Annotated in this window: 24 protein-coding genes; 17 read left to right on the plus strand and 7 right to left on the minus strand. The window is 73.9% G+C overall.

The features are described 5' to 3' along the window. The coding region (locus C4U03_RS34745) for an acetyl-CoA carboxylase biotin carboxylase subunit (protein ID WP_103944055.1) at positions 1-1,177 on the minus strand (1,177 nt) is incomplete at its 3' end. A gap of 412 nt (positions 1,178-1,589) precedes the next feature. On the opposite strand from C4U03_RS34745, the gene C4U03_RS34750 reads away from it, so the two are divergent. Together C4U03_RS34750 and C4U03_RS34755 are read left to right on the plus strand one after the other, a co-directional pair. Beyond that, positions 1,590-2,312 (plus strand): hypothetical protein, encoded by a 723-nt coding sequence (locus tag C4U03_RS34750; RefSeq protein ID WP_200827677.1) that lies wholly within the window; start codon positions 1,590-1,592, stop codon positions 2,310-2,312. A gap of 133 nt (positions 2,313-2,445) precedes the next feature. Beyond that, positions 2,446-2,715 (plus strand): WXG100 family type VII secretion target, encoded by a 270-nt coding sequence (locus C4U03_RS34755; RefSeq protein ID WP_103944063.1) that lies wholly within the window; start codon positions 2,446-2,448, stop codon positions 2,713-2,715. 103 nt (positions 2,716-2,818) lie between these two features. On the opposite strand, the gene C4U03_RS34760 is transcribed toward C4U03_RS34755, so the two are convergent. Then, positions 2,819-3,334 (minus strand): GNAT family N-acetyltransferase, encoded by a 516-nt coding sequence (locus tag C4U03_RS34760; RefSeq protein ID WP_103944064.1) that lies wholly within the window; start codon positions 3,332-3,334, stop codon positions 2,819-2,821. 332 nt (positions 3,335-3,666) lie between these two features. Between C4U03_RS34760 and C4U03_RS34765 the strand changes: the two genes are divergently transcribed. After that, entirely contained in the window at positions 3,667-4,152 is a 486-nt protein-coding gene (locus C4U03_RS34765; RefSeq protein WP_103944065.1) for a general stress protein, read from the plus strand. A 259-nt stretch (positions 4,153-4,411) separates the two neighbouring features. Here the strand turns inward: C4U03_RS34765 and C4U03_RS34770 are convergent, their stop codons facing one another. Both C4U03_RS34770 and C4U03_RS34775 read right to left on the minus strand, forming a co-directional pair. Then, positions 4,412-4,660, minus strand: a complete 249-nt coding sequence (locus C4U03_RS34770) for an HGxxPAAW family protein (protein ID WP_103944066.1) — start codon at positions 4,658-4,660, stop codon at positions 4,412-4,414. Between the two features lie 200 nt (positions 4,661-4,860). Beyond that, positions 4,861-5,067 carry a hypothetical protein gene (locus tag C4U03_RS34775; RefSeq protein ID WP_103944067.1) on the minus strand — a complete coding sequence of 69 codons (207 nt, stop codon included), beginning with the start codon at positions 5,065-5,067 and terminating at the stop codon, positions 4,861-4,863. A gap of 96 nt (positions 5,068-5,163) precedes the next feature. Here C4U03_RS34775 and C4U03_RS34780 point away from each other — a divergent pair, with 96 nt between their 5' ends. Continuing rightward, entirely contained in the window at positions 5,164-5,634 is a 471-nt protein-coding gene (locus C4U03_RS34780) for a MarR family winged helix-turn-helix transcriptional regulator (protein WP_407701467.1), read from the plus strand. Between the two features lie 134 nt (positions 5,635-5,768). Next, on the plus strand, positions 5,769-6,419 hold the full coding sequence (locus C4U03_RS34785; RefSeq protein ID WP_103944069.1) for a GNAT family N-acetyltransferase: 651 nt from the start codon (positions 5,769-5,771) through the stop codon (positions 6,417-6,419). A gap of 29 nt (positions 6,420-6,448) precedes the next feature. Here C4U03_RS34785 and C4U03_RS34790 read toward each other — a convergent pair whose 3' ends face one another. Both C4U03_RS34790 and C4U03_RS34795 read right to left on the minus strand, forming a co-directional pair. Further along, positions 6,449-8,419 (minus strand): hypothetical protein, encoded by a 1,971-nt coding sequence (locus tag C4U03_RS34790; protein WP_146087629.1) that lies wholly within the window; start codon positions 8,417-8,419, stop codon positions 6,449-6,451. A gap of 116 nt (positions 8,420-8,535) precedes the next feature. Continuing rightward, positions 8,536-13,119, minus strand: coding sequence for an FtsK/SpoIIIE domain-containing protein (locus C4U03_RS34795; RefSeq protein WP_327374248.1), 4,584 nt, complete (start codon positions 13,117-13,119; stop codon positions 8,536-8,538). 167 nt (positions 13,120-13,286) lie between these two features. On the opposite strand from C4U03_RS34795, the gene C4U03_RS34800 reads away from it, so the two are divergent. The 12 genes from C4U03_RS34800 (at position 13,287) to C4U03_RS34855 (ending at position 24,835) form a co-directional block, all read left to right on the plus strand. Beyond that, positions 13,287-14,012: a TetR/AcrR family transcriptional regulator gene (locus C4U03_RS34800; protein WP_103944128.1), complete on the plus strand. Its 726-nt coding sequence runs from the start codon at positions 13,287-13,289 to the stop codon at positions 14,010-14,012. After that, entirely contained in the window at positions 14,009-14,530 is a 522-nt protein-coding gene (locus C4U03_RS34805) for a YbaK/EbsC family protein (protein ID WP_103944072.1), read from the plus strand. Before C4U03_RS34800 ends, C4U03_RS34805 begins: the two co-directional genes overlap by 4 nt. 225 nt (positions 14,531-14,755) lie before the next feature. Next, positions 14,756-15,679 (plus strand): hypothetical protein, encoded by a 924-nt coding sequence (locus C4U03_RS34810; RefSeq protein WP_235018320.1) that lies wholly within the window; start codon positions 14,756-14,758, stop codon positions 15,677-15,679. Positions 15,680-15,681: 2 nt separating this feature from the next. Beyond that, positions 15,682-16,899 (plus strand): hypothetical protein, encoded by a 1,218-nt coding sequence (locus tag C4U03_RS42235; protein ID WP_235018321.1) that lies wholly within the window; start codon positions 15,682-15,684, stop codon positions 16,897-16,899. Then, entirely contained in the window at positions 16,900-18,201 is a 1,302-nt protein-coding gene (locus C4U03_RS34820; protein WP_103944073.1) for a CpaF family protein, read from the plus strand. Beyond that, entirely contained in the window at positions 18,201-19,160 is a 960-nt protein-coding gene (locus C4U03_RS34825) for a type II secretion system F family protein (protein WP_103944074.1), read from the plus strand. Before C4U03_RS34820 ends, C4U03_RS34825 begins: the two co-directional genes overlap by 1 nt. Before the next feature lie 124 nt (positions 19,161-19,284). Then, a complete protein-coding gene (locus tag C4U03_RS42700) occupies positions 19,285-20,199 on the plus strand; it encodes a type II secretion system F family protein (protein ID WP_200827678.1) in 915 nt (304 codons plus the stop codon). A 30-nt stretch (positions 20,200-20,229) separates the two neighbouring features. Then, positions 20,230-20,442 carry a hypothetical protein gene (locus C4U03_RS34835; RefSeq protein ID WP_103944076.1) on the plus strand — a complete coding sequence of 71 codons (213 nt, stop codon included), beginning with the start codon at positions 20,230-20,232 and terminating at the stop codon, positions 20,440-20,442. 82 nt (positions 20,443-20,524) lie between these two features. Beyond that, on the plus strand, positions 20,525-20,908 hold the full coding sequence (locus C4U03_RS34840) for a TadE family protein (protein WP_103944077.1): 384 nt from the start codon (positions 20,525-20,527) through the stop codon (positions 20,906-20,908). Between the two features lie 95 nt (positions 20,909-21,003). After that, positions 21,004-21,417 carry a TadE family protein gene (locus tag C4U03_RS34845; RefSeq protein ID WP_103944078.1) on the plus strand — a complete coding sequence of 138 codons (414 nt, stop codon included), beginning with the start codon at positions 21,004-21,006 and terminating at the stop codon, positions 21,415-21,417. Further along, entirely contained in the window at positions 21,414-21,845 is a 432-nt protein-coding gene (locus C4U03_RS34850) for a pilus assembly protein TadG-related protein (protein WP_103944079.1), read from the plus strand. Before C4U03_RS34845 ends, C4U03_RS34850 begins: the two co-directional genes overlap by 4 nt. A gap of 20 nt (positions 21,846-21,865) precedes the next feature. Beyond that, positions 21,866-24,835 (plus strand): bacterial transcriptional activator domain-containing protein, encoded by a 2,970-nt coding sequence (locus tag C4U03_RS34855; protein ID WP_103944080.1) that lies wholly within the window; start codon positions 21,866-21,868, stop codon positions 24,833-24,835. Between the two features lie 214 nt (positions 24,836-25,049). Here C4U03_RS34855 and C4U03_RS34860 read toward each other — a convergent pair whose 3' ends face one another. Further along, positions 25,050-25,529 carry a hypothetical protein gene (locus C4U03_RS34860; RefSeq protein ID WP_103944081.1) on the minus strand — a complete coding sequence of 160 codons (480 nt, stop codon included), beginning with the start codon at positions 25,527-25,529 and terminating at the stop codon, positions 25,050-25,052. Positions 25,530-25,676: the final 147 nt, after the last annotated feature.

Genomic DNA, 25,676 nt, shown 5'->3' on the forward strand with positions numbered 1-25,676 from the left:
GGGTGGCGCCGGTGACGATCAGCTTGGCGATCAGGGAGTCGAACTCCTGCGGGACGGTGTGGCCCTCCTCATACCCGGAGTCCAGCCGCACCCCGGGACCGGACGGCGGGCGCCAGGCCGACAGGGTGCCGACCGCCGGTAGGAAGCCCCGGCCCGCGTCCTCGGCGTTGATCCGGAACTCGATGGAGTGGCCGCGCATCGGCGGGTCGCCGTAGCCGAGCTCCTCACCGTCGGCGATCCGGAACATCTCCCGGACCAGGTCGATGCCGGTGACCTCCTCGGTCACCGGGTGCTCGACCTGCAGCCGGGTGTTGACCTCCAGGAACGAGATCGTCCCGTCCTGGCCCACCAGGAACTCACACGTACCCGCGCCCACATAGCCGGCCTCCTTGAGGATGGCCTTGGAGGAGCCGTACAGCAGCGCGACCTGCTCATCGGTCAAGAACGGCGCCGGGGCCTCCTCGACCAGCTTCTGGTGGCGGCGCTGCAACGAGCAGTCGCGGGTGGAGACCACCACCACGTTGCCGTGCCGGTCGGCCAGGCACTGGGTCTCCACGTGCCGAGGCCGGTCCAGGTAGCGCTCAACGAAGCACTCGCCGCGGCCGAAGGCGGCCACCGCCTCGCGCACCGCCGACTCGTACAGCTCGGGGACCTCCTCCAGGGTGCGGGCGACCTTCAGGCCCCGCCCGCCGCCGCCGTAGGCGGCCTTGATGGCGATGGGCAGCCCGTGCTCGCGGGCGAAGGCCACCACCTCCTCGGCCCCGGCCACCGGATCCTTGGTGCCGGCCACCAGCGGGGCGCCCACCTTCTGCGCGATGTGCCGGGCCTGCACCTTGTCGCCCAGCGCCGTGATCGCCGCCGGCGGCGGACCGATCCAGGTCAGCCCGGCGGCCTGCACCGCGGCCGCGAAGTCGGCGTTTTCGGCCAGGAAGCCGTAGCCGGGGTGCACCGCGTCCGCACCGGCCTCCGCCGCGATCTTCAAGATCTTGTCGATGTCCAGGTAGCTGTCGGCGGCCGTCCGGCCGCCCAGCGCGTACGCCTCGTCCGCGACCCGCACGTGCAGCGCGTCCAGATCCGGTTCGGCGTACACCGCCACGCTGGCCAGGCCGGCGTCGCGGCAGGCGCGAGCGATGCGTACGGCGATCTCGCCGCGGTTGGCGATCAGGACTTTGCGCACCTACGTCTCCTCCCGAGGTGCCGCTCCCTGTGCGGACCCCCTTTGACCGGCGGCTCCGTGCCGGACCGGCTGGCTTCACAAACCTGCTCGGCAGTCTAGATAACCGCTCGGCGGGACTTTCGTAAGCCCCCGCTTTCCCGGGCTTTGCCCTGCTCTGGGGCGGGCTTGACCACCTGGTCACGAAGATTTGCGGGCACCGTGGCCCCCGGCCGTGGCCGTTGGGCGGCCCAATGGTACGGGTGGGGCCCGCGATGGCCGTGTATCTTCCGTCTTGACCAGCATGTGACCGTCCGGTTCGGGACGCCCCGCCGGGCGCCACAGGCCATGGCCGTTCTCCGGGACAGCCGTGGACCGCAACGCCGCAACGCCGCAACATCGGAGCGCCGCGCACGCGACCGTGGGAGCTTGTCTGATGGTTCGCCGCCGCACTCGTCTGGCCGGCCTGGCCGCCGTGCTGATGGCCGGCTGTGCCCTGCTGCCCTCCTCCACCGCCCGTCCCGGCGGCCCCGTCTCGGTGGACGAGGAGACCGCACAGCAGTTGACCGCCGCCGCCCGCACCATGCTGGAACGCCGCACCGAGGCCCTTGTCCAGCAGTCCCGCACCCGGTCGCTGCCCGCGGAGGTGCTGGGCGTGCGGATCTCGCCCCGGCTGGTCCGCGAGCAGCAGGAGGCGCTGCGCCGGCTGGAGACCCGCAACCGGGCACCGGTGGCGGGCGGCCCGCCGTTCACGGCGGCGCGCACCCGGCTGACGGTGGCCGCCGCCGTGCGCGACGGCGACCGGATCATCCTGGACGCCACCGAGTACACCGAGATGGAGTACGCCACCCCGGCCGGTGAGCGGGCGATGACCCAGCAGGTTCGCCGGCGCTTTGAGTTCTCGGCCGAGGGCGGCCGGTTCGTCCTGGTCGACGAGCACGTGGTCGACCCGGACGCCAGCCCCATCAACGACCCGGACGGGCCGCCCCCGGCCCCGCCCGCCCCGCCGGAGCCGTCCTCGCCGCCGCAGACGCCGCCCTCCCCGTCGCCGGAGACCTCTCCGCCCGCCCCGTCCCCGGCCGTCTCTCCGTCGGTCCACGTGGACCCGGCCGTTCCGGAGCCCGGCCAGGCCGGGCGGGTGACGAATCTGTCACGTTGAGGTCATGTCCGGAAGCGGCCAGACGCCTCTGCCGGGGCGGGTCGGCCGGACCCGATCGGCCGAACGCCTTCCACTGGTGCCGATCATGCGGGTAAATGGTGATGTCACCGGTGCCGATGAAAGGAACGGGTCGATGAGCGACAAGCGGGGCGCCAACATCGCGGCGCTGGAGGACCTCTCCCGGATGTTCAGCAAGCACTCCAGGAATCTGGACGCGCTGATCAAGGACCTCAACGGGCGCACGGTGAGCAGCACCGAGATCTGGTGGGGGCCCAGCGCCGACCGCTTCCGCAGCGCCTGGCAGGAGGCCAGGACCGCCTTCGAGCGGATGGCCATGGCCCTGGAGGAGGGCGGCCAGGACATCAAGCGCTCCCAGCAGAACATCGAGGCCGCCACCCGCTGACGGCTCCGGGGACCCGCGGGTCCCGGCCGTCTCCGAAGCCGGGACCCGCGGCCTCCCCTCGCCCCGTACGCCCGCCGCGCGGACACCGCGCCGCCGATCGCGGTCAGGCGCGGTCAGGGGTGGCCGCGACGCCTTCCGGGCCTCCCGGGACTCCCGGCGCGCTCGCCGGGACGTCGAGGAGCTTGCCCAGGTGGATGCTGTTCGGGGAGCAGGAGTAGTAGCCGAAGGCCGGTACGTCGGTGTAGCCCGCCGACCGGTACAGCGCCACCGCCTCAGGCTGCTGCGTGCCGGTCTCCAGGATGACGCGGCGGTGTCCGGCCGCACGGGCGGTCCGCTCGATCTCGGCCAGCAGGCTCCGGGCGTACCCGTTGCCGCGCGCCGCCGGGGCCACGTACATCCGCTTCAGCTCGGCGTCCTGTCCGTGCGAGCGCCAGCCGCCGCACACCACCGGCACGCCGTCCACATAGCCGACCAGGAACAGCCCACTCGGCGGAGTGAATTCGGAAGGGGCCACGGGCGTCTCGTCCGGGCCGCCGTACCGCACCACCATCTCCTGCTGGGCCTCACCGATCAGTCGGGCGGCGTCGGGATGGTCATAGCCCACGACTTCGATGCGCATGGCCCAATGCTGGCCCACGCCGGCCCGTGCCCGCGACTCGGTTCACGGGCGGTCCGGGGCGGGGCCCGTCCCGGCACCTGGCAGGAGGCCCGGCGGCGCGGCCGTGAGCTCACGGAGCCGGCCGACCGGCCGGAAAGCCGGTGTTCTTTTTCCGGTGGCCGGCGCCTCGTCTCGCCCGCGCGGACGGGGCGCTCGTTCCGCCGGTGTGCCGTACGTCCTGTGTGTGATCTGTGTGCGGTGCGTTATGCGGGGCATTCACCGGACGAAGAGCCTGGCTGCGCAGCGGGGGCATCGTCGCATCCGCCCGCTGCGGTGACGGAGGGAAGGGCCACATGACGACGCCACCTTTGAACAGGACCCTGCTGACCACGGAGCCCATCGCTACCTTCACCAGTTACGCCGATGCCCAGCAGGCCGTCGACCGGCTGTCCGACCTGCACTTCCCCGTCGAACGGACGGTGATCGTGGGAGTGGACCTGCGGATGGTCGAGCAGGTCCTCGGCCGGCTCACCGTGCTGCGCGCGGCCGGCGCGGGCGCCGCGTCGGGCGCCTGGTTCGGCCTGCTCATCGGCCTGTTCTTCGCGATCTTCACGCCGGGCCGGCTGTCCTCGGTCGGGGTGATCCTGGCCGGGCTGGTCTGGGGCGTCGTCGCCGGGGCGCTGTTCGGGGCGGTGTCGCACGCCCTCACCGGCGGGCGGCGCGACTTCGTCTCCAGGAGTTCGTTCGTGGCGGCGACCTATGAGGTGCGGGCCGAGGCCGAGTACGCGGCACGGGCCAGGGAGATGCTGGAGAGCGGCACCGACGCCCGGACCGGCTGAACGGACGTCCGGGCGGCGGGGGTCAGCCGCCCGGACGGGCGGCCTCCAGGGCGAGCCCGGCCGCCGGCAGCGGCCCGTGACCGCGCGGGGGCGGCTTGTGGAGCAGGGGGCATCGCCGGCGTCGCGCACGTGGGGCCGACGCCGGCGTCCCGTCGTCCTTGCGGGCGGCTTCGGGGTCGCATCCGATAGCCGGGTACGGGCTTACCGTCGGGTCGTGGAGCCGGGCGGGAGCCGGGCGGGCCCGCTCCGGGTCCGTGGCTCAGGAGCCGGACGACGGGTCGGCCAGGGCGTCCCGGGCCACCCGCGGCTTGTCCAGGACCACGTCGGACATGATGCCGACCGCCAGTCCGAGCACGCCGCTCACCGCCACGATCACGACGCCCGCCCAGAACATCATCCAGTTCGGGCCGATGCACAGGGCGACCCCTCCGACGATGAACCCGGTCATGCTGATCGTGAAGACCAGCCACGAACTGGGCCGTCCGCCATGGGAACCGGAACCGGACATTGAGCCTCCTATCGGGGCGCCGTCCGGCGCCCAGTGCGGTACCGAGACCGAGTCCTGGATGGTCGCGGGGCCGCGGCCCGGTCATGCGCGCCCCTCGGACGGCGGCTCGGTGGGGGTTGTTCAGGCACTACAGGTATCAGGTGCCCGCCGAGGTCACGCCACCGAGTCCGGCGTATCGTCCCCGGCTGAGGCGGATGGGACTAGTGCAGCCCCATGATGCCGAAGACGACCAGGGCGATCACGTGCGCGAGCACGGTGACGACCGTCAGCGCGATGAAGACGTACTTCGCGGTGGGGTGGTCGAAGTACTTGCCCTGGGCGGGCTTGCGCGCTTCCTGCTCCGCCTGCCGCTGGGCGAGCTGCTGTTCGAGCGGCTGGAACCCGAACGGTTTCTTGAAGGCGGCCATGAACGTCTCCCCGGGGCGTTGGAGACCCCTATGCTTGGTGTGCAAACCATTGGTGTACAAGATAGCTCATGGCGAACAGAGGGCGGAGACTGCCCGGTGAGTGACCTGCGTGACATCCCCGATCCATTGGCCCTGGAGAGCCAGGTGTGCTTCGCGCTGGCGGTGGCCTCGCGCAGCGTCCTGGCGGTCTACCGGCCCCTGCTGGAGCCGATGGGGCTGACCCACCCGCAGTACCTGGTGATGCTCGCGCTGTGGCAGCACCACCAGGTCTCGGTCAAGGAGCTCAGCGGACTGCTCCAGCTCGACGCCGGCACCCTGTCCCCGCTGCTGAAGCGCCTGGAGGCCGCCGGCCTGGTGCGCCGCGAGCGCGACAGCCGCGACGAACGGATGCTCTGCGTCACCCTCACCGCGGCCGGCCGGGACCTGCGCGCCCAGGCCGAGAAGATCCCCGCCGCGATCCTCGACCGCCTCGGCATGGAGCTCGGCGAACTGCAGGCCCTCCACCAGTCCCTGACCCGCCTGATCACCGCCGCCCACCAGGCCGCCTCCACCGACCCCCGCGCCTGATCCCGCCCCGGGTCGTACGAGAGCAGGAGACGGGTTCATCCATGCGGGGGAGTCGGGGCGGTGACGCGGGTCCTTAACGTGGGGCCGTTGCCTCCCCGGACATCCGGGGAGGGGCGTGATCCTTGGAGGTGCGCATGGTCGAGCGGCCCGAGCGGCCCGAGCGGAAGGCCTCCGTGCCGGCTGTGCGGGAGGCCGGCGTGGCCGATGTGCCGGTGCTCTCGCGCGTGCTGGCCCGCGCCTTCGACGACGATCCGGTCTGGCGGTGGATGTTCCCCGGCCCACGGGTGCGCCTGGACCGCATGGCCGGGCTGTTCTCCATCGAACTGCGGCACGTTCACCTGCCGCTCGGCGCCACCGAGGTCGCCGGACGCGGCGGCCGGATCGAGGCCGGGGCCATGTGGGATCCGCCCGGCCGCTGGCGGACCCCACTTCCGGTGCTGATCCGCCAGTTCGTCCCGTTGGCGCGGCTGTTCGGGACCCGTACGGTCCCGGTGCTCCGCACGCTGACGGCGATCGAGAAGCAGCACCCGGCCGAGCCTCACTGGTACCTGTCGGTGATCGGCACCGACCCGGCCGCCCAGGGCAACGGGCTCGGCGGCAGGCTGCTGGAGTCCCGGCTCTCCCGGTGCGACGAGGAGGGGCTGCCCGCCTACCTGGAGTCGTCGAAGGAGAGCAACGTCCCCTTCTACGAGAAGTACGGCTTCAGGGTGACCCGGACGATCCGGCCTCCCGGCGGCTGCCCTCCGGTCTGGGCCATGTGGCGCGACCCCGGCGCGTCGGGCTGAGCGACGACGGCCCGCCGGGCGGCGTCTCGTCACAGCCGCCAGGTGCGTACGAAACCGGCGGCGTCCACCGAAAGCAGGGTCCGCTCGTCGGGGGACGCGAAGAGCGTGAACACCTGCGCGCCGTGCCCGGCGAAGTGGCCGAGGAGCTCACCGGTCGTCCGAGACGCGACGACGATCCGCTGCGCGGCCCGGTCCCAGCCGACCACACGATCGTCGCCGAGTTCCAGGTGCCACCGCACGTTGCGGATCGGGTCACCGAACTTGTGCACCCGCGGCTCGGCGTCCGGGTCGGCCAGGTCGATCACCGCGTAACCGTCGGGGACCTGATGGAGCACCCGGCGGCCGTCGTGCGGTTCGAGACCGACCCCTTCCGGCAGCTCCCGCTTCAGGACGCGCCGTTCCGGATCGATCAGGAACGCGCGCTCGGGACGGGAGTAGAGCTCCAGCACGACGTGAGGGCCGATCGTGTGGAGCTGCGGCCAGTTCACCGGCGCGGTGCTCAGGTCGATCGTCGACCGGTCGATCTCGAAGTCGCCGGGCTCGCCCATCGCACGGGTGGCCAGGTCGACCTTGACGAGGGGGAACCGGTCCCTGCTGTAGTGGAAGTCCCCTTCGATCAGATAGGCGGCGTCCCCCGCGATCTCCGGCACTCCGGGCGTCTCCAGGTGCCACACGAGCCGTCCCGTCGCGATCTCCCATGCCCGGAGCCCGCCCCTGTCGGCATGCCAGACGAGGTCGTCCCGGAAGAAGATCGAGGGCTGGCCCCCGCCGGACCCCGCGCCGGCGGGGAAACCGTCGAGGACCACTCCCTCGATGTGATCGGGATGGGCGAAGTCGAGCCTGGCCAGCCTTCCCTGGTGCACGATCCAGCGCTCGCCGTCGCGGACGCCGTGCGCGACGCCTCTGGCCCACCGGGTCATCTGGAGGCCGTGCGGGGCCGCCTGCCATCCGGACGCGCCGAGCCGCTCGATCGCTCCGGTCCGGACCTCGCAGCGGTGGACCGTCCCCGCGCGGTCGCCGAGCGCCACCATCGTTCCCCCCGCGGAGATCGCCAGCGCGGTCACCGGCGCGTCGCGGTCGGGCTGACGGTGACGCGCCACCACCTTGATCTCTCCCGGACCCGCCGGGGCGAACGCCGGGACGCGGCTCAACGACGCCATCAGCTTCTCCTGGGAGCGGTCGATCACCGGCTCCGCGTAGAACACCGGCCCGTCGAGGTCGAGGTCCCAGACCTGGACGTCACGACCGGTCTGCAGCACCGCCAGGAACCTGCGGTCGGGGCAGAGGGCCAGCGGTCCCGCCCACGCGCTCGCGAATTTGCGGCGCGGATTGTTCCGGCCGACCTGCCGTCCGCTCTTCGCGGAGACCCGCCCCAACATCCAGTCGCGGTTGGCGGCCTCCCACAGGTGCTCGGGCCTGTCGGCGAAGCGCACCGACACGCGCCGGACGTTGCGGCGCGCCTTCCGGTCCCAGGCGTGGAGTTCGGCGCCGCCGGCATCGTGGACCCGGACTGCGACGCGGTCCTTCACCACCACGAAACGCTTCTCCGAAGGGTGGACGTCGAAGTCGGTCGTCCTCCCCTCCGAGATCGGCGTCCACCGGGCCTCGCCCAGGTCGCGGTCGAGCCGTGCGACGTGGGAGTCTCCCGCCAGCCAGACACCGCGCGGCGTCACCGTGACGAAGTACGCGGGGTGTTCGAGCGCGTACTCGGCCTGCGGTTCCATCGCGGCGTTCCAGACCAGGAGGTGCCGCGCCGAGACGCCCAGGATCCGCGGTCCGTCGGTCACCAGGTCCAGGACGGGGTCGTCCGATTCCGCACGGACGACCTGCGGCGTGCTGGGCGCCCCGATCCGCCAGGACTCGACCCGCCCGTTCGCCCGCGCGACGACCAGCAGATCGGCCGCCGCGGTGAACGTCATGGCGGTGACACCCGGATCCGGCCGGGACGGGGTGTCCTCGGGCGGGTTGACATCGGCCTGCGCTCTCCGCGGTTCGTCCATCCGCGCATATTCGCCGAGCCGCATGGGTCCGGACACCGTGACGCACCCGCCGCCGCCGAGATTCCCGACCACGACGGGACCGGTGTCCCGGCGTTCCGGGTACGGACCGGGACGCGTCACAAGGGCGGGAGGGCCACCTGGATCTGGGAGGTGGAGCCCTGGAGGACGAGGAGACCGCGGCCGGTGGGGCCCGCCAGGCCGGCGTTGCGAGGCAGGCGGAGGCCGAACAGTTCGCCGTCGTCGGGGGAGTCGGCCGACAGCAGGACGCCCGAGCGGGAGCGGCGGGCGTCGGACAGGAAGCCCCGGTAACCGCGGCCCAGATCCTCGGTGGTGCCGCCGATGACGACGGCGTGCTCACCGTCGCGGGCGGTGCGCAGGACGCCGCGCAGGGCGTCGTCCAGGGCGGTCTCGTCCAGAAGTTCGGCGTCGTCGACGACCACGACGTAGCGGTGCTCCTCGCCGACGGCGTCCAGCAGATCGTCCTCGGCGGCGTCGGCGTCCAACACGCCCAGCACGCCGGGGTGGCCCTTCAGGGCGCTCAGCGGGGAGCGGCGCGGGGTGAGCAGCAGGACGGGGACCAGGCCGCCGCCGACCGCCGGGTCCAGCAGGGAGCCGACGATCGTCAGCAGGGTGGTGGAACGGCCCGAACGCGGGGGGCCGGCGACGACGAAGCCGGGGCCCTCGTTCAGCAGGTCGACGCCCACCGGGGCCAGTGTGTCCCCGCCGACGCCCACAAGCGCCCACAACGGGGATGGGGCCAGATGGTCGGGCTCCAGGGCCATGGCCTCCGCGTAGGTGACCCGTACCGGAAGCTCGTCCACGTGCAGGGGACGCAGGCGGCGCGGCAGGCGGCCGTAGCGTCCGGTGCAGGCGCGGGCGATCTGCTGGAGGGCGGCGACCTGGGCGGGACCCGACGGGTCGTCGGCCAGCAGGCCGATCTGGGACTCGCGCGGGGGTCGCCCGGGGCCGGTCTGCTCCAGGACACGGCCCGGCGGCATGAACGCGGGAATCTGGCGTTCGTTCAGGCCCGCGTAGCCGTAGTCCATCGGGTCGGCCATCCGCAGCACCAGGCGGCGGCCGAAGACGGTGGAGATCTGGCCGCCCAGCCCCGTCCGGTCGCCGGTGCACACGGCGCGCAGGCCCACCGCCGCCCCCTCGCGGAGCAGGCGCACGAACGCGTCGACCAGACGGCCGTAGTCGTAGTGTTCGAACGCGCCCAGGAAGCCCTCCCAGCGGTCCAGCAGCAGCACCATCCACGGCAGCCGGTCGGAGGAGGCGACGGTGGCGCGCTGCTCGGCCAGCGTCGCGAAACCCGCCTCGGCCAGCAGTTGCTGGCGGCGGGCGACCTCCGACGACAGCGCGGCGAGCAGCCGTTCGCAGCGGTCGAGCTGGTCGCGGCCGACCACCGCCCCGCAGTGCGGCAGGGACACCAGTGGCAGCAGCGCGCCACCGCCGCAGTCGATCGCGTACAGGTGCACGTCGAACGGGGAGCAGGCGGAGGCCAGCGAGCCCGCCAGCGTGCGCAGCGCGGTGGAGCGACCGGACTGGGCGGCCCCGGCGATGTAGAGGTGGCCGTCGGCCGGCAGATCCAGGCTCAGGGGCCGGCGGGACTGGGTCTCCGGCAGGTCGGTGACGCCGAACTCGACGGGCGGCGGGTCCACCACCGAGCCGCCGGCGGCGGTGCGCAGCGACATCCGGATCCGCTCGGGCAGCGGCTCCAGCCATGGGGAGCGCTGCGGCCCGATGCCCTCGCGGGCGGCCGCCTCACCGATCGCGCGGACCAGGACGGCCAGGTCGGTGACCATGCCGGAGGTCTCCTCTGGCTCGCCGGAGGAGGGCAGCGCCCGGCCGAGCCCCTCCCACGGGACGGGCAGCACGGAGGCGGCGCCCTTGGCCGGCCCCGCGCCGCCTCCCGCTCCGGGCCGGCGGCCGCCGATGCGGGCGGACTGCACGGCCTGCGGGGCGGCCGCGCCCGACCGCACGTAACAGCGGCCGGGGGTGGACGCGGAGATCTGCGCGGCCTCGGGGGAGTCGAGCACGTCGGTGGACTCGTCGGGGTCGGTGACCCGCAGCGCGATCCGCAGGTTGGTGTTGGCGCGGATGTCGGCGGTCACCACCCCCGCCGGGCGCTGTGTGGCCAGGATCAGGTGGACGCCGAGGGAACGGCCCCGCCGCCCGATGTCCACCAGGCCCGTCACGAACTCCGGCAGCTCGGCGACCATCGCCGCGAACTCGTCGATGACCAGCATCAGCCGGGGCAGCGGGGGCAGGCTCACCTCCCGGTGGGGCGCCGTCGTGCGGGAGCGGGCGTAACGGCCCATGCCGCCGCCCTGGTGCCCGCCGTCCTGGTGCCCGGCGGCCAGGTCGCGCAGGTCGTCGTAGTCCTCGATGTCCTTGGCCCCGGCTGCCAGCAGGATCTCCTCCCGGCGGCGCAGCTCGGCGGCCAGCGACTGCAGCGCCCGCTCGGTCAGGTGGCCGTCCAGGTCGGTGACCATGCCCACGGTGTGCGGCAGCGCCGCGCAGTCCTTGAACGCCGCGCCGCCCTTGTAGTCGATCAGGACGAAGGTCATCTCGTCCGGCCGGTTGGCCACCGCCAGCGCCGCGATCAGGGTCTGCAACAGCTCCGACTTGCCCGCGCCGGTGGTGCCGGCGACCAGCCCGTGCGGGCCGTCGGCCCGCAGATCGACGTGGAACGGGCCGTCGGCGGCGACGCCGATCGGCACCCGCGTGGTACGGCCGCCCGAGGCCGACCAGGCGGCGCGGACGTGCTCGGCGGTCGGGTCGGGCATGCCCAGCAGGTCCAGCAGCCGGGCCTGGCCGGGCAGGGCCTCGGCGGCGTCCTCCCGGGACACGTCGCGGACCGGGGCCAGCGCCCGGGCCACCCGCTCGGCCCAGGCCACCGAGACCTGGTCGGCCAGCACGGGGCCGATGCCGTCCAGCCCCCGCCCACGCAGCCGCAGGGTGTCCGGGACGGCGCCGCCGGTTTCCCAGGCGGCGACGGCGGCGCACTCCTCGGGCAGCAGGCGTTCCTCGTCGTCGATGCAGATCGCGTACAGCCCGTACTCGGGGCCGCGCGAGAGCACGTGCGGCATGCCCGGCACCCGCCGCAGGGCCCGCGCCCCGTCGAGCACGACCAGGACGTTGTACGGGACGTCCGCCGCCCGCTTGCCTGCATCGCCGAGCATGCCGGGGGCGTCCTGGCGGGCGCGCCGCCGTTCGGTGATGCGGATGGCCAGCTCGGTGACCCGGTGCGCGATGGACTCGGGGTCGGTGCCGACCATCGCCAGGCACTCTTCGCCGGCGTGCGGGGCGCAGTGCGGCAGCCAGCGCACCCAGTTCCAGTGCTCGGCGCCGTCCGGCTCCGCCGACAGTACGACGACGGCCAGGTCGCGGGGGCTGTGCAGGACCGCCGACTGGGCGACCAGCCAGCGGGCCAGCGCGCGGGAGGCCGGGCGCGGGCCGGTCAGCCCGATGACGCCCAGTTCCGGCAGGTGCAGCGCTGCCGGGACGGTGTGCGCGGTGGGGATCGGCACCGCGCCGTCCTCGTTGTCCTGCAGTTCGACGTGGGCGGGCAGGTCGGCCAGGCCGATCCGCAGGTGGAGGGTGTCGTCGTCGGTGATGCGGCGCTCCCACAGCCGCCGCCGGGGGCCGGTGGCGGTGAGCAGCGCCTCGGCGGGGTCCGGTCGCAGCTCCCGCCGTTCGGCCTGGTCGCGGCGGCGCAGCAGGTCCAGCTCGTCGCCGAACGAGGCGCTGCGCTCGTGGTACTCCCGCAGCGCCTTGCGGTAGGACTTACGGCCGTGCAGCCGGTCGCCGACCCACTCGCCGATCTGCATCAGCGGCCAGCTCAGGGCGAACAGCGCCCACCACCACTGGCCCAGCGCGTACGCCATGACCAGTCCGAACGCCGAGAACAGCAGCGCGCCGAACAGCCGCAGCCGCTCGCGGGGGCCGCGTTCGGGACGGTGCGGCACCGCCAGCCGCTTGGGCCGCCGCTCCGGGGTGATGCGCGGCGGCCGGTTGAACGCCAGCCCGCCGCCGGGCAGCGGCTCCAGGTGGGTGTCGGGGGCGGTGCTGGGCGCCAGGCTGAGCATGGTGGAGCCGACCGCCAGCATTCCCCCGAAGGGCCACGGCGTCGTGCCGTCCAACGGCCGTCCGTCCAGGACGGCCTGGGTACGGGCGGACGCCTCGACCTCCACCCCGCTGGCACCCTCGGTGGCGCGCCGCACGGTGATGCGCAGCGAACGGGCCGGGATGCCGGGGTCGTCCACGGTCAGGTCGACGTGGTCGCCGCTGCCCAGGGTGCTGGTGCCCAGCCCCAGGCGGTGCACCGCGCCCGCCGCCGGGCCCCCGGCCACCCGGACCTCCACCAGCCCGGTCGGCTCGGCCAGCACCGTGGCGGCCGCCGACCGCCGCTCGACCGCCACCACCGCGCCGTCGCGCAGTTCCTTGACGGCCCGCGCCTGCGGGTCCAGCATCCGGCCGTCCATCCAGAGCACCCGCTGTGGGTCGTCACCGGTCCGTGGCTTGGAAATCGATGGTGATTCGGTTTCCAAAGCGTCGAAAACGGCCTTGGCGACGTTTCCCACCGTCATTTCGGAATCGGTGTCGATGACGACGTCCCGTGGCCCCCGGCCGGTCAGCGCGGTGAGCGAGATCCGCATGCAACCCTCCAGCCATCCGCCGCCGGGCGGCTCCGACACCGGGTCAGCTTAATTACCGGCCCCTCCATGGACATCTGACGCGCGCGGTTTCGTCCCGGCGCGTCGCACGCTCCCCTATGGGGAGCGCTGCTCTCGTTTGTTTGCGCTGCTCTGTTAATCTGCCGCGGAGGGCCGTGGAGCGGGGAACGGACGACGAGGAGCAGGCCATGAACAGCAGTCGGACCGCGCGGGAACGGGTGCGCGCGGAACTGACCCGGGAGATCGCCGAGATCGCCCGGCGGCACCTGGCCACCGAGGGGGCGGTCGGGTTGTCGCTGCGCGCGGTGGCCCGCGAGATGGGGATGTCCTCCTCGGCGGTCTACCGCTACTTCCCCAGCAAGGACGACCTGCTCACCACGCTGATCATCGACGGTTACAACGCCCTGGGCCGGGTCGTGGAGCAGGCCGACGCCGGCTGCGACCGCGCCGACCACGGCGGGCGCTGGCGGGCGGTGTGCCACGCCGTCCGCGACTGGGCGCTGGCCCACCCGCACGAGTACGCGCTGCTGTACGGATCCCCGGTGCCCGGCTACCAGGCGCCGCAGGACACGGTCGCCCCGGCGATGCGCGACACCATCGTGTTCGGCCGCATCGTCAGCGAGGCCCATGAGGCGGGCGCGCTGACCGTCCCCGCCGGGCCGATGGGGACCGGCGCGGCGGGAGTGGCCGAGGACATGGCGCGGGTGCGCGAGCAGGTCATGCCGGGCGTCCCCGACGCGGTGGCCGTGCGGGCGGTGACCGCCTGGACCGGGGTGTTCGGCTGGATCGGCTTCGAGTTGTTCGGCCAGTTCAACAACGTCATCGAGCACCGGGCGGCGTTGTTCGACCACAGCGTGGCGGCGCTGGGGGCCCTCATCGGGCTGCCGCGCCCGGTGGGAGAATCGACGGCATGATCGGTGACCTCGACTGGGTGCCCGCCGCAGACCACCCCGACCTGCTGGCCGAGCCCGTCCGCACGGCGCTGGTGCCGCAGGCGCAGGTGGCCGGGATCGACCCGGAACTGGCCGACACCGCCGCGTTCTGCGAGCGCTACGGCGTCCCGCTCGGCGTATCCGCCAACTGCGTGATCGTGGCCGCCAAGCGGGGCGGCGAGATCGGCATGGCCGCCTGCATGGTGCTGGCCACCCACCGGGCCGACGTCAACGGCGTGGTACGGCGGCACCTGGGGGCGCGCAAGGTCTCGTTCGCCCCCATGGAGGAGGCCACGCGGCTCAGCGGCATGGAGTACGGCGGGATCACCCCGCTCGGCCTGCCGCCGGAATGGCCGGTGCTGGTGGACGAGGCGGTGGCGGCCGAGCCGTACGTCGTCATCGGCAGCGGGCTGCGCCGCTCCAAACTGCTCGTCCCGGGCAAGGCCCTGGCCGCGCTGGACCCGGCGGAAGTGATCGCCCTGGGACGCCCGGTCGCCTGACCTCGCCGTTACCTCTGTGTCACCTGTCAACGGATGTCCGACTTACCGGAATTGGTAAGCGCATTCAGCAACGCTGGGTAAGGCAGCGTGTGATCCTCGAAAAGGCAGGTCAGCAAAGTCACACCCGGTCACGGGACGGCATATCCCCGGCAATCCATTGACGCGGCCTTGCTCCCGCCGGGAGCATGGATCGCTCGGTCACCCCCATCTCGGAGTATCCAAGCGATGAAGGCCAGTCAGTCGACGGTCGCCGGCGGTTCGAACGGCGCCTCCACGGGCGCGACGGCGCTCGGGCGCGGCGGGCTCGGCGCCTCCACCGGGCAGCGGCTGCCCGTACCGCCCCGCGAGCGCAAGCCCGCGCTGGCCGCGCTGGCCGTGCTGCTCATCCTGGGCGGCGCGCTGACCAGCGCCTACCTGGTGATCGTCAGCGGTCAGCGGGTGTCGGCCATTCAGATCGCCGAGCCGGTGGCGGCCGGCCAGCGGATCCCGCTGCGCGCCCTGCGCGAGGTGCAGGTCGGCGACACCGGCATCCAGTTCGTCAACTGGTCCGAGCGCGCCAAGGTCGCCACCGCCTACGCCGCCGTCCCGCTGGTCGAGGGCACCCTGCTCACCGGCGGGATGGTCAGCCCGGTCAACGACGCGGCCAAGGGCCGGGTGGTCGTCGGGCTGGCGCTCAAGCCCGGCCAGATGCCGGCCGACGGGCTCAAGTCGGGGGTGAAGGTCGGCCTGTACGCGGTCGGCAGCGGCCAGGGCGGCGGGCCCCGGCCCGGCACCCTGCTGTCCGGGGACGCGATCGTGGTGGCCGTCCGGGCGGGCGGCAGCGAACGGCTGCGCAGCGACCAGACGATGGTGGACGTGGCGGTGCCGCCCGCCGACGCGCCCCAGCTCACCCAGGCCGCCTCCGCCGGCGCCGTCGCGGCCGCGGTGGTGCCCGAGGGGAGCAGGGCGGCCCCGTCCGGCGGCGGCAACAAACCCAACGGCTCCGGCAACGACAACGACGACGACACCGCCGAGACCCCCTCCGCCGGACCGCAGAGCCCGGGCACCGGCCAGGGCACCGGACAGGACCAAGGCACCGGGCAGGGCACCGGACAGGGTCAGGGCACCGGACAGGGCACCGGCCGTACGAACAACCCGACCGGGGGCTGACCGTGGCACTGATCGCGCTCGCGGCCGACAAGGGGGCGCCCGGCGTCACGACCGCGGCCGTGGCGCTCGGCGCGGTGTGGCCCCGTCCCGTGCTGGTCGCCGAATGCGACCAGGCGGGCGGTGACCTGGTCTACCGGCTGCCCGCGTCCGACGACGACGGGCGGCACACCGCCATGCTCAACCCCTCCCGCGGGCTGCTCAGCCTGGCCGCCACCGCCCGCCGCGGGCTGCGGCCCGAGCAGATCGGCGAGCACTGCCAGCGGCTGGTGGGCGGGCTGGACGTGCTGGTCGGCATCACCAGCGCCGAGCAGGCCCAGGGCATGACCTGGCTGTGGGGCCCGCTGGGACGGGCGTTCGCCGGGCTGGCGCCGGTGGACGTGCTGGCCGACTGCGGACGGCTGGGCGCCGGCTCCCCGCTGCTGGACCTGATGCGCGAGGCCGACATGGTGGTGCTGCTGTGCCGCGCCACCCTGGAGCAGGTCGCCCACCTGCGGGAACGGGTGACCGCGCTGGCCAAGGAGCTGCCCGGTGGCCCGCCCATCGGGATCGTGGTGCTGGCCGACCCGCGCGACTTCCGCGGCTCGATCGCCGAGGTGGACCGGATCGTGGCCGGCTCCCAGCTGCCCGCCACCGTGCTCGGCGGGTTCGCGCTCGACCCCAAGGGCGCCGAGATGCTGCGCGGCCGGTGGGGCGGCCGGCTCGACCGCTCGCTGCTGATCCGCTCGGCCCGCGAGGTCGCCGGGAACCTGGTGGGCCGCCTGGCGGCCTCGCCCCGCGGCCCCCAGCCCGCCGACCGCCTGGCCGGGCCGTTCCCGGACGACGGCCCCGCTCCCTCCTCCGGCGCCCGCAACCCTTGGCCCCCGGGCGTTCCGCACCCGAGCGAACGCCGCCGCACGCAGCAACCGGACGAACGGCAACCGGACGCGCCCCGGCAGTCCCCCGCCCAGCCGGGCGCCCAGCAGGAGGCGGGCTTTCGGCCGGAAGGACTGACACGGAGCGCTTCCCAGCCTGGGGCTCACCCAGAGGCGGACCCTTGGTCAGGCGTCTCTCAGCCCGGTGCCTCCCGGCCGGACGCCCCGCGGCCGGCCGGCCTGTCGCGGCAGGAGGCGCCGCCGCCCGGCGTTCCGCAGCCGGACACCGCCCGACAGTCCGTTCCCCCGCCGGGGGCGGACCGGGCGGCGGACCCGTCGCGGCGGGGCGTGCCGGAGAGGGGGCGGTAGGTGGACCACGCGCTGGTCAAGCGGCTGCGCCAGGAGGTCGGCGACCGGCTGGCCCAGCAGCGCAGGATGGACGCCGCCAACGGGCTGGTCCCGATGTCGGCCGAGGACGAACGGCAGTTCGCCCGCGCCCTGATCTCCCAGGTGCTGGAGGAGTACGCGCGCGCCGAGCTGACCTCCGGGCGCCGCCCGCCGGGCGCCGAGGAGGAGGAGGCGCTGGCCGCCGGGGTGCACGCGGCGCTGTTCGGGGTGGGCCGGCTGCAGCCGCTGCTGGAGGACCCCGAGATCGAGAACATCGACATCAACGGCTGCGACCGGGTGTTCATCGGCTACGCCGACGGGCGCGAGGTGATGGGCGAGCCGGTCGCCGACTCCGACGAGGAGCTGGTCGAGCTCATCCAGATCCTGGCGGCCTACTCCGGGCTGTCCTCGCGCCCGTTCGACACCGCCAACCCGCAGCTGGACCTGCGGCTGCCCGACGGGTCCCGGCTGTCGGCGGTGATGGACGTGACGGTGCGGCCGGCGCTGTCGATCCGGCGGGCCCGGCTCGGCAAGGTCTTCCTGTCCGACCTGGTGGGCAACGGCACGCTCACCCCCGAGCTGGGGCGCTTCCTGCGGGCGGCGGTGCTGGCCCGCAAGAACATCATGATCGCCGGGGCCACCAACGCGGGCAAGACCACGCTGCTGCGCGCGGTGGCCAACGAGATCCCGCCCGCCGAGCGGCTGATCACCGTGGAACGCGCCCTGGAGCTGGGGCTGGACCAGTTCCCCGAGCTGCACCCCAACGTGGTGGCCTTCGAGCAGCGGCTGCCCAACTCCGAGGGCCAGGGCGAGATCTCGATGGCCGAGCTGGTGCGCCGATCGCTGCGGATGAATCCGTCCCGGGTGATCGTCGGCGAGGTGCTGGGCGACGAGATCGTCACCATGCTCAACGCGATGACCCAGGGCAACGACGGCTCGCTGTCGACCATCCACGCCAACTCCTCGATGGAGGTGTTCAACCGGATCGCCACCTACGCCATCCAGGCCACCGAGCGGCTGCCGGTCGAGGCCACCCACATGCTGATCGCCGGGGCCATCGACTTCGTGATCTTCATCGAGAAGCGCAACGACTACGGGCGCGGCGGTCGGCTGCGCCGCTACGTCGCCAGCGTCCGCGAGGTCACCGGGTGCGACGTGCGGGTGCTGTCGTCGGAGGTGTTCGCGCTGGGCCCCGAGGGGTACGTGCTGCCGGCCGCCCCGATCTCCTGCGGCGAGGAACTGGCCGCCTACGGCTACGACCCGATGGCGGGGGGTGGCTGGTGATGTTCGCCCCGGACGTGGTGGCGGCCGTGCTGACCGGCGGGCTGGTCGGCGGCGGGATCCTGCTGCTGGCGATGGCGATCCGCGGCGTCCCGGTGCGGCCCGGCAGGCCCACCCGGCGGCGCAGCCGCGAGGAACTGGTCCGTACCCTCACCACCCGGACCGCCGTCGCGGCGATCATCGGCGCGGTGGTGCTGGTCGTCACCCGCTGGCCGGTGGCCGCGGTCGGCGCCGGGCTGCTGGTGCTGGGCTGGGAGGGTATCGCGGGCGGGGCCGCCGAGGAGCGCCGGGCGATGGCGCGGCTGGAGGGCCTGGCCGCCTGGACGGAGTCGCTGCGCGACACCATCGCGGGCGCGGTCGGGCTGGAGCAGGCGATCCCCGCATCGGTGCGGGCCGCCGCCCCGGCCCTGCAGCAGCCGCTGCGCACGCTGGTCGACCGGCTGCACACCCGGATGCCGATGCCCGAGGCGCTGCGCCGGTTCGCCGACGACCTGAACGACCCGTCGGCCGACCTGGTCATCGCCGCGCTGATCCTGAACGCCCGGCTGCGCGGCCCCGGGCTGCGCGACATGCTCGGCGCGCTGTCCACCTCGGCCCGCGCCGAGCTGGACATGCGCCGCCGGGTCGAGGCCGACCGGAAGGCCACCCGGCGCAGCGTCAACATCGTCGTGGGCGTGTCGGTGGGGACGGCGCTGCTGCTGGCCGTCTTCAACCGCGCCTACGTCGCCCCCTACGACGGGCTGGTGGGGCAGCTCGTGCTGGTCGTGGTGCTGGCCCTGTACGCGGCGGCATTCCTGTGGCTGCGCCGCCTGGCCCGCTACGACATGCCGCAGCGCCTGCTGAGCACCCCCGACACCGCCCCCGGCGTTCCGCGCGAGGTACCGGCCACCGTAGCGGGCTGGCAAGGCGCTACCCCGCCGCTGCGTGGCCGTCATGCGATGGATGCGGGAGGCGGCAAGTGAGGGCTTCTGTCGTGCTGTTGGGGTGTCCCGCGCGAGGTACTGGGCGTGTCATCGTGGCGGGCTGGCAGGGCGCTACCCCGCCGCTGCGTGGCCGTCATGCGATGGATGCGGGAGGTGGTGGGTCGTGACGGCGGCGTTGCTGGCCGGGGCCGCCTTCGGGCTCGGGTTGTACGCGCTGGTGCGGGCGTTGTTCCCGGCGCGGCCGGGGCTGGCGGCCGGTCTGGCGGCCTTCGACCGGGCGCGGGCGCAGGAGACCGCCCGCCGGTCGGAGCGGGCCTCGCCCGGCATGGAGGAGATCGGCGGGCTCCGCGCCCGGGTGGGCCGCTCGCTGGCCCGCTTCTACGAGTCGCGGGGCTGGGAACAACGGTCGGTGCGGGCCGACCTGGCCCTGCTGGAGCGCTCCTACGAGGGCTTCCTGGCGACCAAGTTCCTGCTGCCCGCCGCCGCGCTGATCTTCATCCCGGCGCTGGTGGGGTACACGGCGCTGCTCGGGCTGGGCGGCTCGCTGACGATGCCGGCCTGGCTGGGCGTGCTGCTGGCGGCGTTCTTCTTCATCCTGCCGGACCTGCAACTGCGGCAGGAGGCCGCGCAGCGCCGCCGGGACTTCCGGCACGTGGTCGGGGCCTTCCTGGACCTGGTCTCGATGAACCTGGCCGGCGGCCGGGGCGTGCCGGAGGCGCTGATGTCCGCCGCGCAGGTCGGCGAAGGCTGGGCGATGATCCGGATCCGGGAGGCGCTGGCCAACGCCCGCATCACCGGGCAGACCCCCTGGCAGGCGCTGGGCCGGCTCGGCGAGGAGGTCAACGTGGCCGAGCTGCGCGACCTGTCGGCGGCGCTGACGCTGGTCGCCGACGACGGCGCCAAGGTCCGCCAGTCGCTGTCGGCGCGGGCCGCCTCGATGCGCAGCCGCGAGCTGTCGGAGCTGGAGGGCAAGGCCGGCGAGCGGTCACAGTCGATGCTGGTGGCCCAGCTGCTGTTCTGCTTCGGCTTCCTGGTCTTCCTGGGCTTCCCCGCGATGATCCGCATCCTGGTGACCTGATCCGACGACCACGAACCCCAAGGAGCCACCATGAACCCTCTGCACGATCCCCTCATCACCTACCTGCGGGCCGTGATCGGCGACCGGATCCACCGGGCCCGTACCGCCGACCGCGGGCTGGGCGTCTCCGCGATCGAGTGGGCGATCATCACCGGCATGCTGGCCGTCATCGCGATCGCGATCTACGCGACCATCAGGGGCCGGATCTCCGACGCCGCCAACCGGATCGACACCGGCTACTGACGGGGACGGCGAGGTGGCGTCACCGAGCGGCGGGCGGTGGCCGCCGAGACGGCGCGGGACGGGCGACCGCGGGGCGTCGTCGATGGAACTGGCGCTGCTCACCCCGATCCTGATCCTGGTCGTCCTGTGCGTGGTGCAGTTCGCGATGGTCTTTCACGCCCGGCATGTGGCGCTGGCGGCGGCGCAGAGCGGGGCGCGGGTGGCCCGCAGCGACCCCGGCGGCTCCTGGCGCGGCGAGGCCGAGGACAGGGCGCGGCAGGCGGCCCGGCAGTACGGGTCCAATCTGCTGACCGACCTGCGGGCGGTGGCCAGCGACGACGGCAACGACAACCGGTGGGTGGACGTCGACGGCAAGGCGGTCCGGGTGATCCCGTTCATGACCTTCCGGGTGCACCAGCGGGCGGGCGGGCCGATCGAGTGCTTCCGTCCCGACGACGGCGGCACCGACTGCGAGCCGGGACCATGAGGCCGAGGGCGACGCGGGGCGCGCCGCCGGCGTACCGGCCCCCGGGCCCGAGGGCCGTCCCCCGGCGGGACGGGGCGGCCGGGGACGGAGGCGGCATGTCGCTGGAACTGGTGCTGATGACGCCCGTCTTCGTGATGTTCATCATGCTGCTGGCCGCCGTCGGACGGTACGTGGACGCGCAGAGCCAGATCGACGGGGCCGCCCGCGACGCCGTACGCGCCGCCTCGATCGCCCGTAGCGCCGGCGACGCCGTCCGCTACGCCGACCGGGCCGGAGCCGCCAGCCTCAACGGGCACCACTGGTGCCGAGGCGGGCCGAGCATCGTCACCGACACCGGGAACTGGGGCCCCGGCGGGCGGGTCACCGTCACCGTGACCTGCACCGTGGGTCTCGGTGACTTGGCCTTCCTCGGGCTGCCCGGCTCCCGCACGTTCACCGGCAGCGCCGTCGCGCCGATCGACACCTACAGCTACCGGGGCACCGACTCCCCAGCGGAGGACGACCAATGAACGCGCGAGGCCGGGAACGGGGCGACCGGGGCACCGTCGCCATGTACACCGTGCTGCTCACCCCGGCGGTCCTGCTGCTGGCGGGGCTGCTGGTGGACGGCGGCCTGGCCATCCACGCGCGGCAGCGGGCCGCCGACATGGCCGAGCAGGCCGCCCGCGCCGGCGCCAACGAGATCGACGTCGAGACCCTGCGCGCCACCGGGCAGCCCCGCATCGACCAGGGAGCCGCCTGCGCCAGCGCTTACGACCTGCTGGCCGCCTACGGGCAGGACATCGCGGGGCGCGGCTGCGTACCGGGGGCCGAAGAGGTGCGGGTCACGGTCACGATCCGGGTCAGTCCCCAGTTGCTGGCCATTGTGCCGGGCCTGGGGGACTTTACGATGACCTCGACGGCATCCGCCCATCCCGAGACCGGCGAAACCCCCTAGAGGACCCCCGAGAAGGCACGATGTCACCACGCGACGCAGTCAAGGTCCGCACGCGCAGCGCCGGCGACGTGCTGGCGGGGCTGGCGTCCCTCGTGGCGCTGGCCGCCCTGGTCGCCGGGGTGCCCTGCGCCCTGCTGGTCCTCTTCGGCTCGCCGCTGCCCGACCAGGCGCCCGCCCTGGACGACCTGACCCGGCAGCTGGGCCCCGGCTCGATCATCACCGTCCTGGTCACCCTGGTCTGGCTGGCCTGGCTGCAACTGGCGGCCTGCGTGCTGGTCGAGGTGTACGCGGGCGTCCGCGGGATCGGGGTGCCGGCCCGGGTGCCGCTGGCCGGCGGGGTGCAGTCACTGGTGCACCGGCTGGTGGTGGCCGTGCTGCTGCTGTTCACCGCCACCACGGCGGTCATGCCGGCGCTCTCGGCCCGGGACCTGGCGCCCGCCCGGCCGGTCGCCGCGGTGCAGCCGGAGTTCCAGCCGGTGGCGGCCACCAGCCCGATCGACGAGGAGACGCAGCTCCTGGCCGAGGACGCGGCGGCCGAGCCGGTGCAGAAGGCGCGGACCACCAAGATCTACCGGGTGCAGCCGCCGGAGGGGCGCCACCACGAGAGCCTGTGGGAGATCGCCGACAAGTGCCTGGGCGAGGGCCGCCGCTACAAGGAGATCTACGAGCTGAACAAGGGCCGGGTGCAGCCGGACGGCAGCAAACTCACCATCGCCAGCCTGATCCGGCCCGGCTGGATCCTGGAGATGCCCGCCGACGCGGTCGGTGCCCGTACCGTGCCGGTCGAGGACCTGGACGAGTACTTCCGGTACGGGCATCCGCGCCCGGACCCCGAGCCCGAGCGTCCGAGGACACCGGAGCCCAGGCCGTCCGCTCCCGAGGAGCAGCGCCCCGACGCCCAGCAGCCCGCCCCGCCGCGCACCCCGGCCCCCGAGCCGCCGAAGACCCAGGCCCCCGAGCCGCCCAAGGCCCAGGAGCCCGCACCCCCGAAGACGCAGGCCCCCGCTCCGTCCGAAAAGCCCGACCAGCGGGAACAGGAGCAGGGGCAGGAGCCGTCCGGCGGGGCGCACGAGCGGCCCGACGGGCCCCCGCCCACGGTCGGCCTGCCGTCCCTGCCGGTCGAGCTCGGCTGGCCGCAGGGGCTTGCGGCGGCCTCGCTGCTGGCCGCCGGGGTGCTGGCCGCGCTCGGCCGGCGGCGCCGCGAGCAGATGGAGCACCGCGGGTTCGGCAACATGATCGCCCGTCCGGAGGGGGCGGCGGCCCGCGTCGAGGAGGCGCTGCGGGTCGGCCGGGACGAGGACGCGGCGCGGCTGCTGGACCTCGGCCTGCGCCAGATGTCCCGGTCCCTGGCCGCCGACGGCCGTACCCTGCCCACCGTCTACGGCGTTCACCTGGGCGCCGAGAGCCTCGACCTGTGGATCGCGCCCGCCGACCCGAACCCGCCCGAGCCCTGGCAGGCCCACGACGACGGGCAGGTGTGGCGGCTGCACGCCGACGCGCTGCCCGACCTGCAGGCCGCCCCCCTGTCGGACGTGCTGGCCCCCTATCCCGGGCTGGTATCCATCGGCACCAACCCGACCGGCCGGATCCTGGTCGACCTGGAGGCCGCGCACGGCCTGGTGGCGCTGCGCGGCCCGGAGCCGACCAGGCGGGCGGCGCTGGCCGCGATCGCCCTGGAACTGGCCACCAACCGCTGGTCCGACCACATGCGGATCACCCTGGTCGGCTTCGGCGAGGAGCTGGGGCTCAGCTTGGCGGAGATCGCGCCGGACCGGATCCGCACCGTGGCGTCACTGCAGGAGGCGCTGCCGGAGCTGGAGAGCCGCAGCGAGGAGGTCCGGCAGGCGCTGGCCGCCTCCGGCGCGGACTCGGTGCTGACCGGGCGCTGCCGCGGCGTGTTCGGCGAGGCGTGGATGCCGCACTATCTGATCATGGCCGACCAGCCCACCGAGACCGAGGCCGACCGGCTGGTGGCGCTGGCCCGCACCGGGCAGCGCATGGCCGCCGGCTATCTGGTCGCCGGGGAGGCGCAGGGCGCCACCTGGACCTGGGACGTCACCACCGAGGGCCGGCTCCAGGCGGGCGTGCTGGGCTTCGAGGTCGAGGCCCAGCTCGTTCCCGAGGAGCACTACCGGGCGGTGGCCGGCCTGTTCCGCACCGCCGGGCGCACGGAGGCCACCCCGCTGCCCGCTCCCGAGGCCGGCGGCGAGCCGCCGATGACGGGCGACCACCGCCCCGAGGTGGACATCCGGCTGCTCGGCCCGATCGAGGTGGACGCGCCGGGCCCGATGGACGACAGCCGCCGGGCGCTGTGCACCGAGGTCCTGGTCTATCTGGCCACGCACCCCGGCGGCGTCCACCCGACCGTGCTGGGCGGGGCGGTCTGGCCGCGCGGCGTCAGCGCCGGGGTGCGCGACGCCTGCATCGCCCGGGTCTCCGACTGGCTGGGCCGCGACTCGCGGGGCCGGCCCAACCTCTACTACGACGAGCGCGGGCGCATCAGGCTGGGCTCGGAGGTCCGGGTCGACTGGGCGGTGTTCCGCTGGCTGATCTGGCGTTCGGCGGCCGAGCCCGGGTCCGAGGCCGCCTACATGTCCTACGCCCTGGACCTGGTGCGCGGACCGCTGCTGGCCGACCGCCCCCGCGGCCGGTACGGCTGGCTGGCCGCCGACCCCCTGGAGTACGAGGCGACCGCCCGGGTCATCGACGTCGCCCACCGGCTGACCGTGCTGCGGCTGGAGGAGGGCGACCCCCGGGGCGCGGTCGAGGCCGCGCGCACCGGGCTGCGGCTGGCCCCCGAGGACGAGGGCCTGTGGCGCGACCTGCTGCGCGCCACCCAGGCCACCGGAGACGCCACCCAGGTCCAGACGGCCGTGGACGAGCTGCGCTACCAGATCAGCCGTGACCCGCTGATCGACCAGATGCAGCCCGAGACCGAGGCCCTCGTCGAGGAACTCGTCCCGCACTGGCACCAGGTCGCCTCCCGCTGACCCCCCACCGACCGTCCCCGCCCACCGGCGGCCCTGTGGACGTCGCCTGGTGACCGGTCACCGCGCGGCCCGTTCCGTGCCGGGCACCATGCCCGCCGAACGAGGCCAGGCCCGAAGGAGTAGCCGCAGAGTGCGCCCGGGAGTCCCCGAGCCGCCCTTTAGCCCGGGACGTTCCAGCCGGTCAGCAGTGCCTCCGGCCGGGGCACGGCAGTGTTCATCCGCGCCATGCCGGGTCGATGCCGAGGCGGCGGGCGAGTTCGCGGGCCAGGTCCACGGTGTCGCCCGGCTGTAGCGCCGCTTCGGCGTCGCCGAGGAACTCCCCGTCCGGGTGCACCTGGAACACCAGCCGTCCGTACCGGTCCAGTCCGCAGGCCACCTCGATGGCCGGTCCCTGCCGAGCCGGGTTCCAGCACCGCAACGTGAACGGCGGGCTGATCGTGTCGGTCAGCCGGCACCGTACACCCAGATCGTCCAGATCACCGGCCAGTGTCAACAGCCGGACCCGGCACCGCAGCCGCAGGTCGTTCCCCGGCCTGCGGCTGCGGTGCCGGGTCTCGGAGCCGGCGCCCTGACGTGGCCGGTCCATCGGGCCGGGGGCGGGCCGTGGGGGAGCCGTGCCGGTGCTCTTGTGCCGCTGATCGGTGACATCGGGGCGTATGGCCCGTGGTAGGCGGCGCCCCATATCGAAGCCCATCGGAAATCCTTCCAGCCGTTCTCCGGAACGTGCTGAACAGCTTTTCCTTTGCGGCTACTGTCTGCTACAGACGATAGGCACCGTGTAAGACACTCCCAAGGACACCGGAACGCACCCCACAGGCACCCCGCCCGACCCTCGAAGGCG

Origin of the sequence: Thermomonospora echinospora (assembly GCF_900108175.1) — a bacterium.
Lineage (GTDB): Bacteria > Actinomycetota > Actinomycetes > Streptosporangiales > Streptosporangiaceae > Thermomonospora > Thermomonospora echinospora.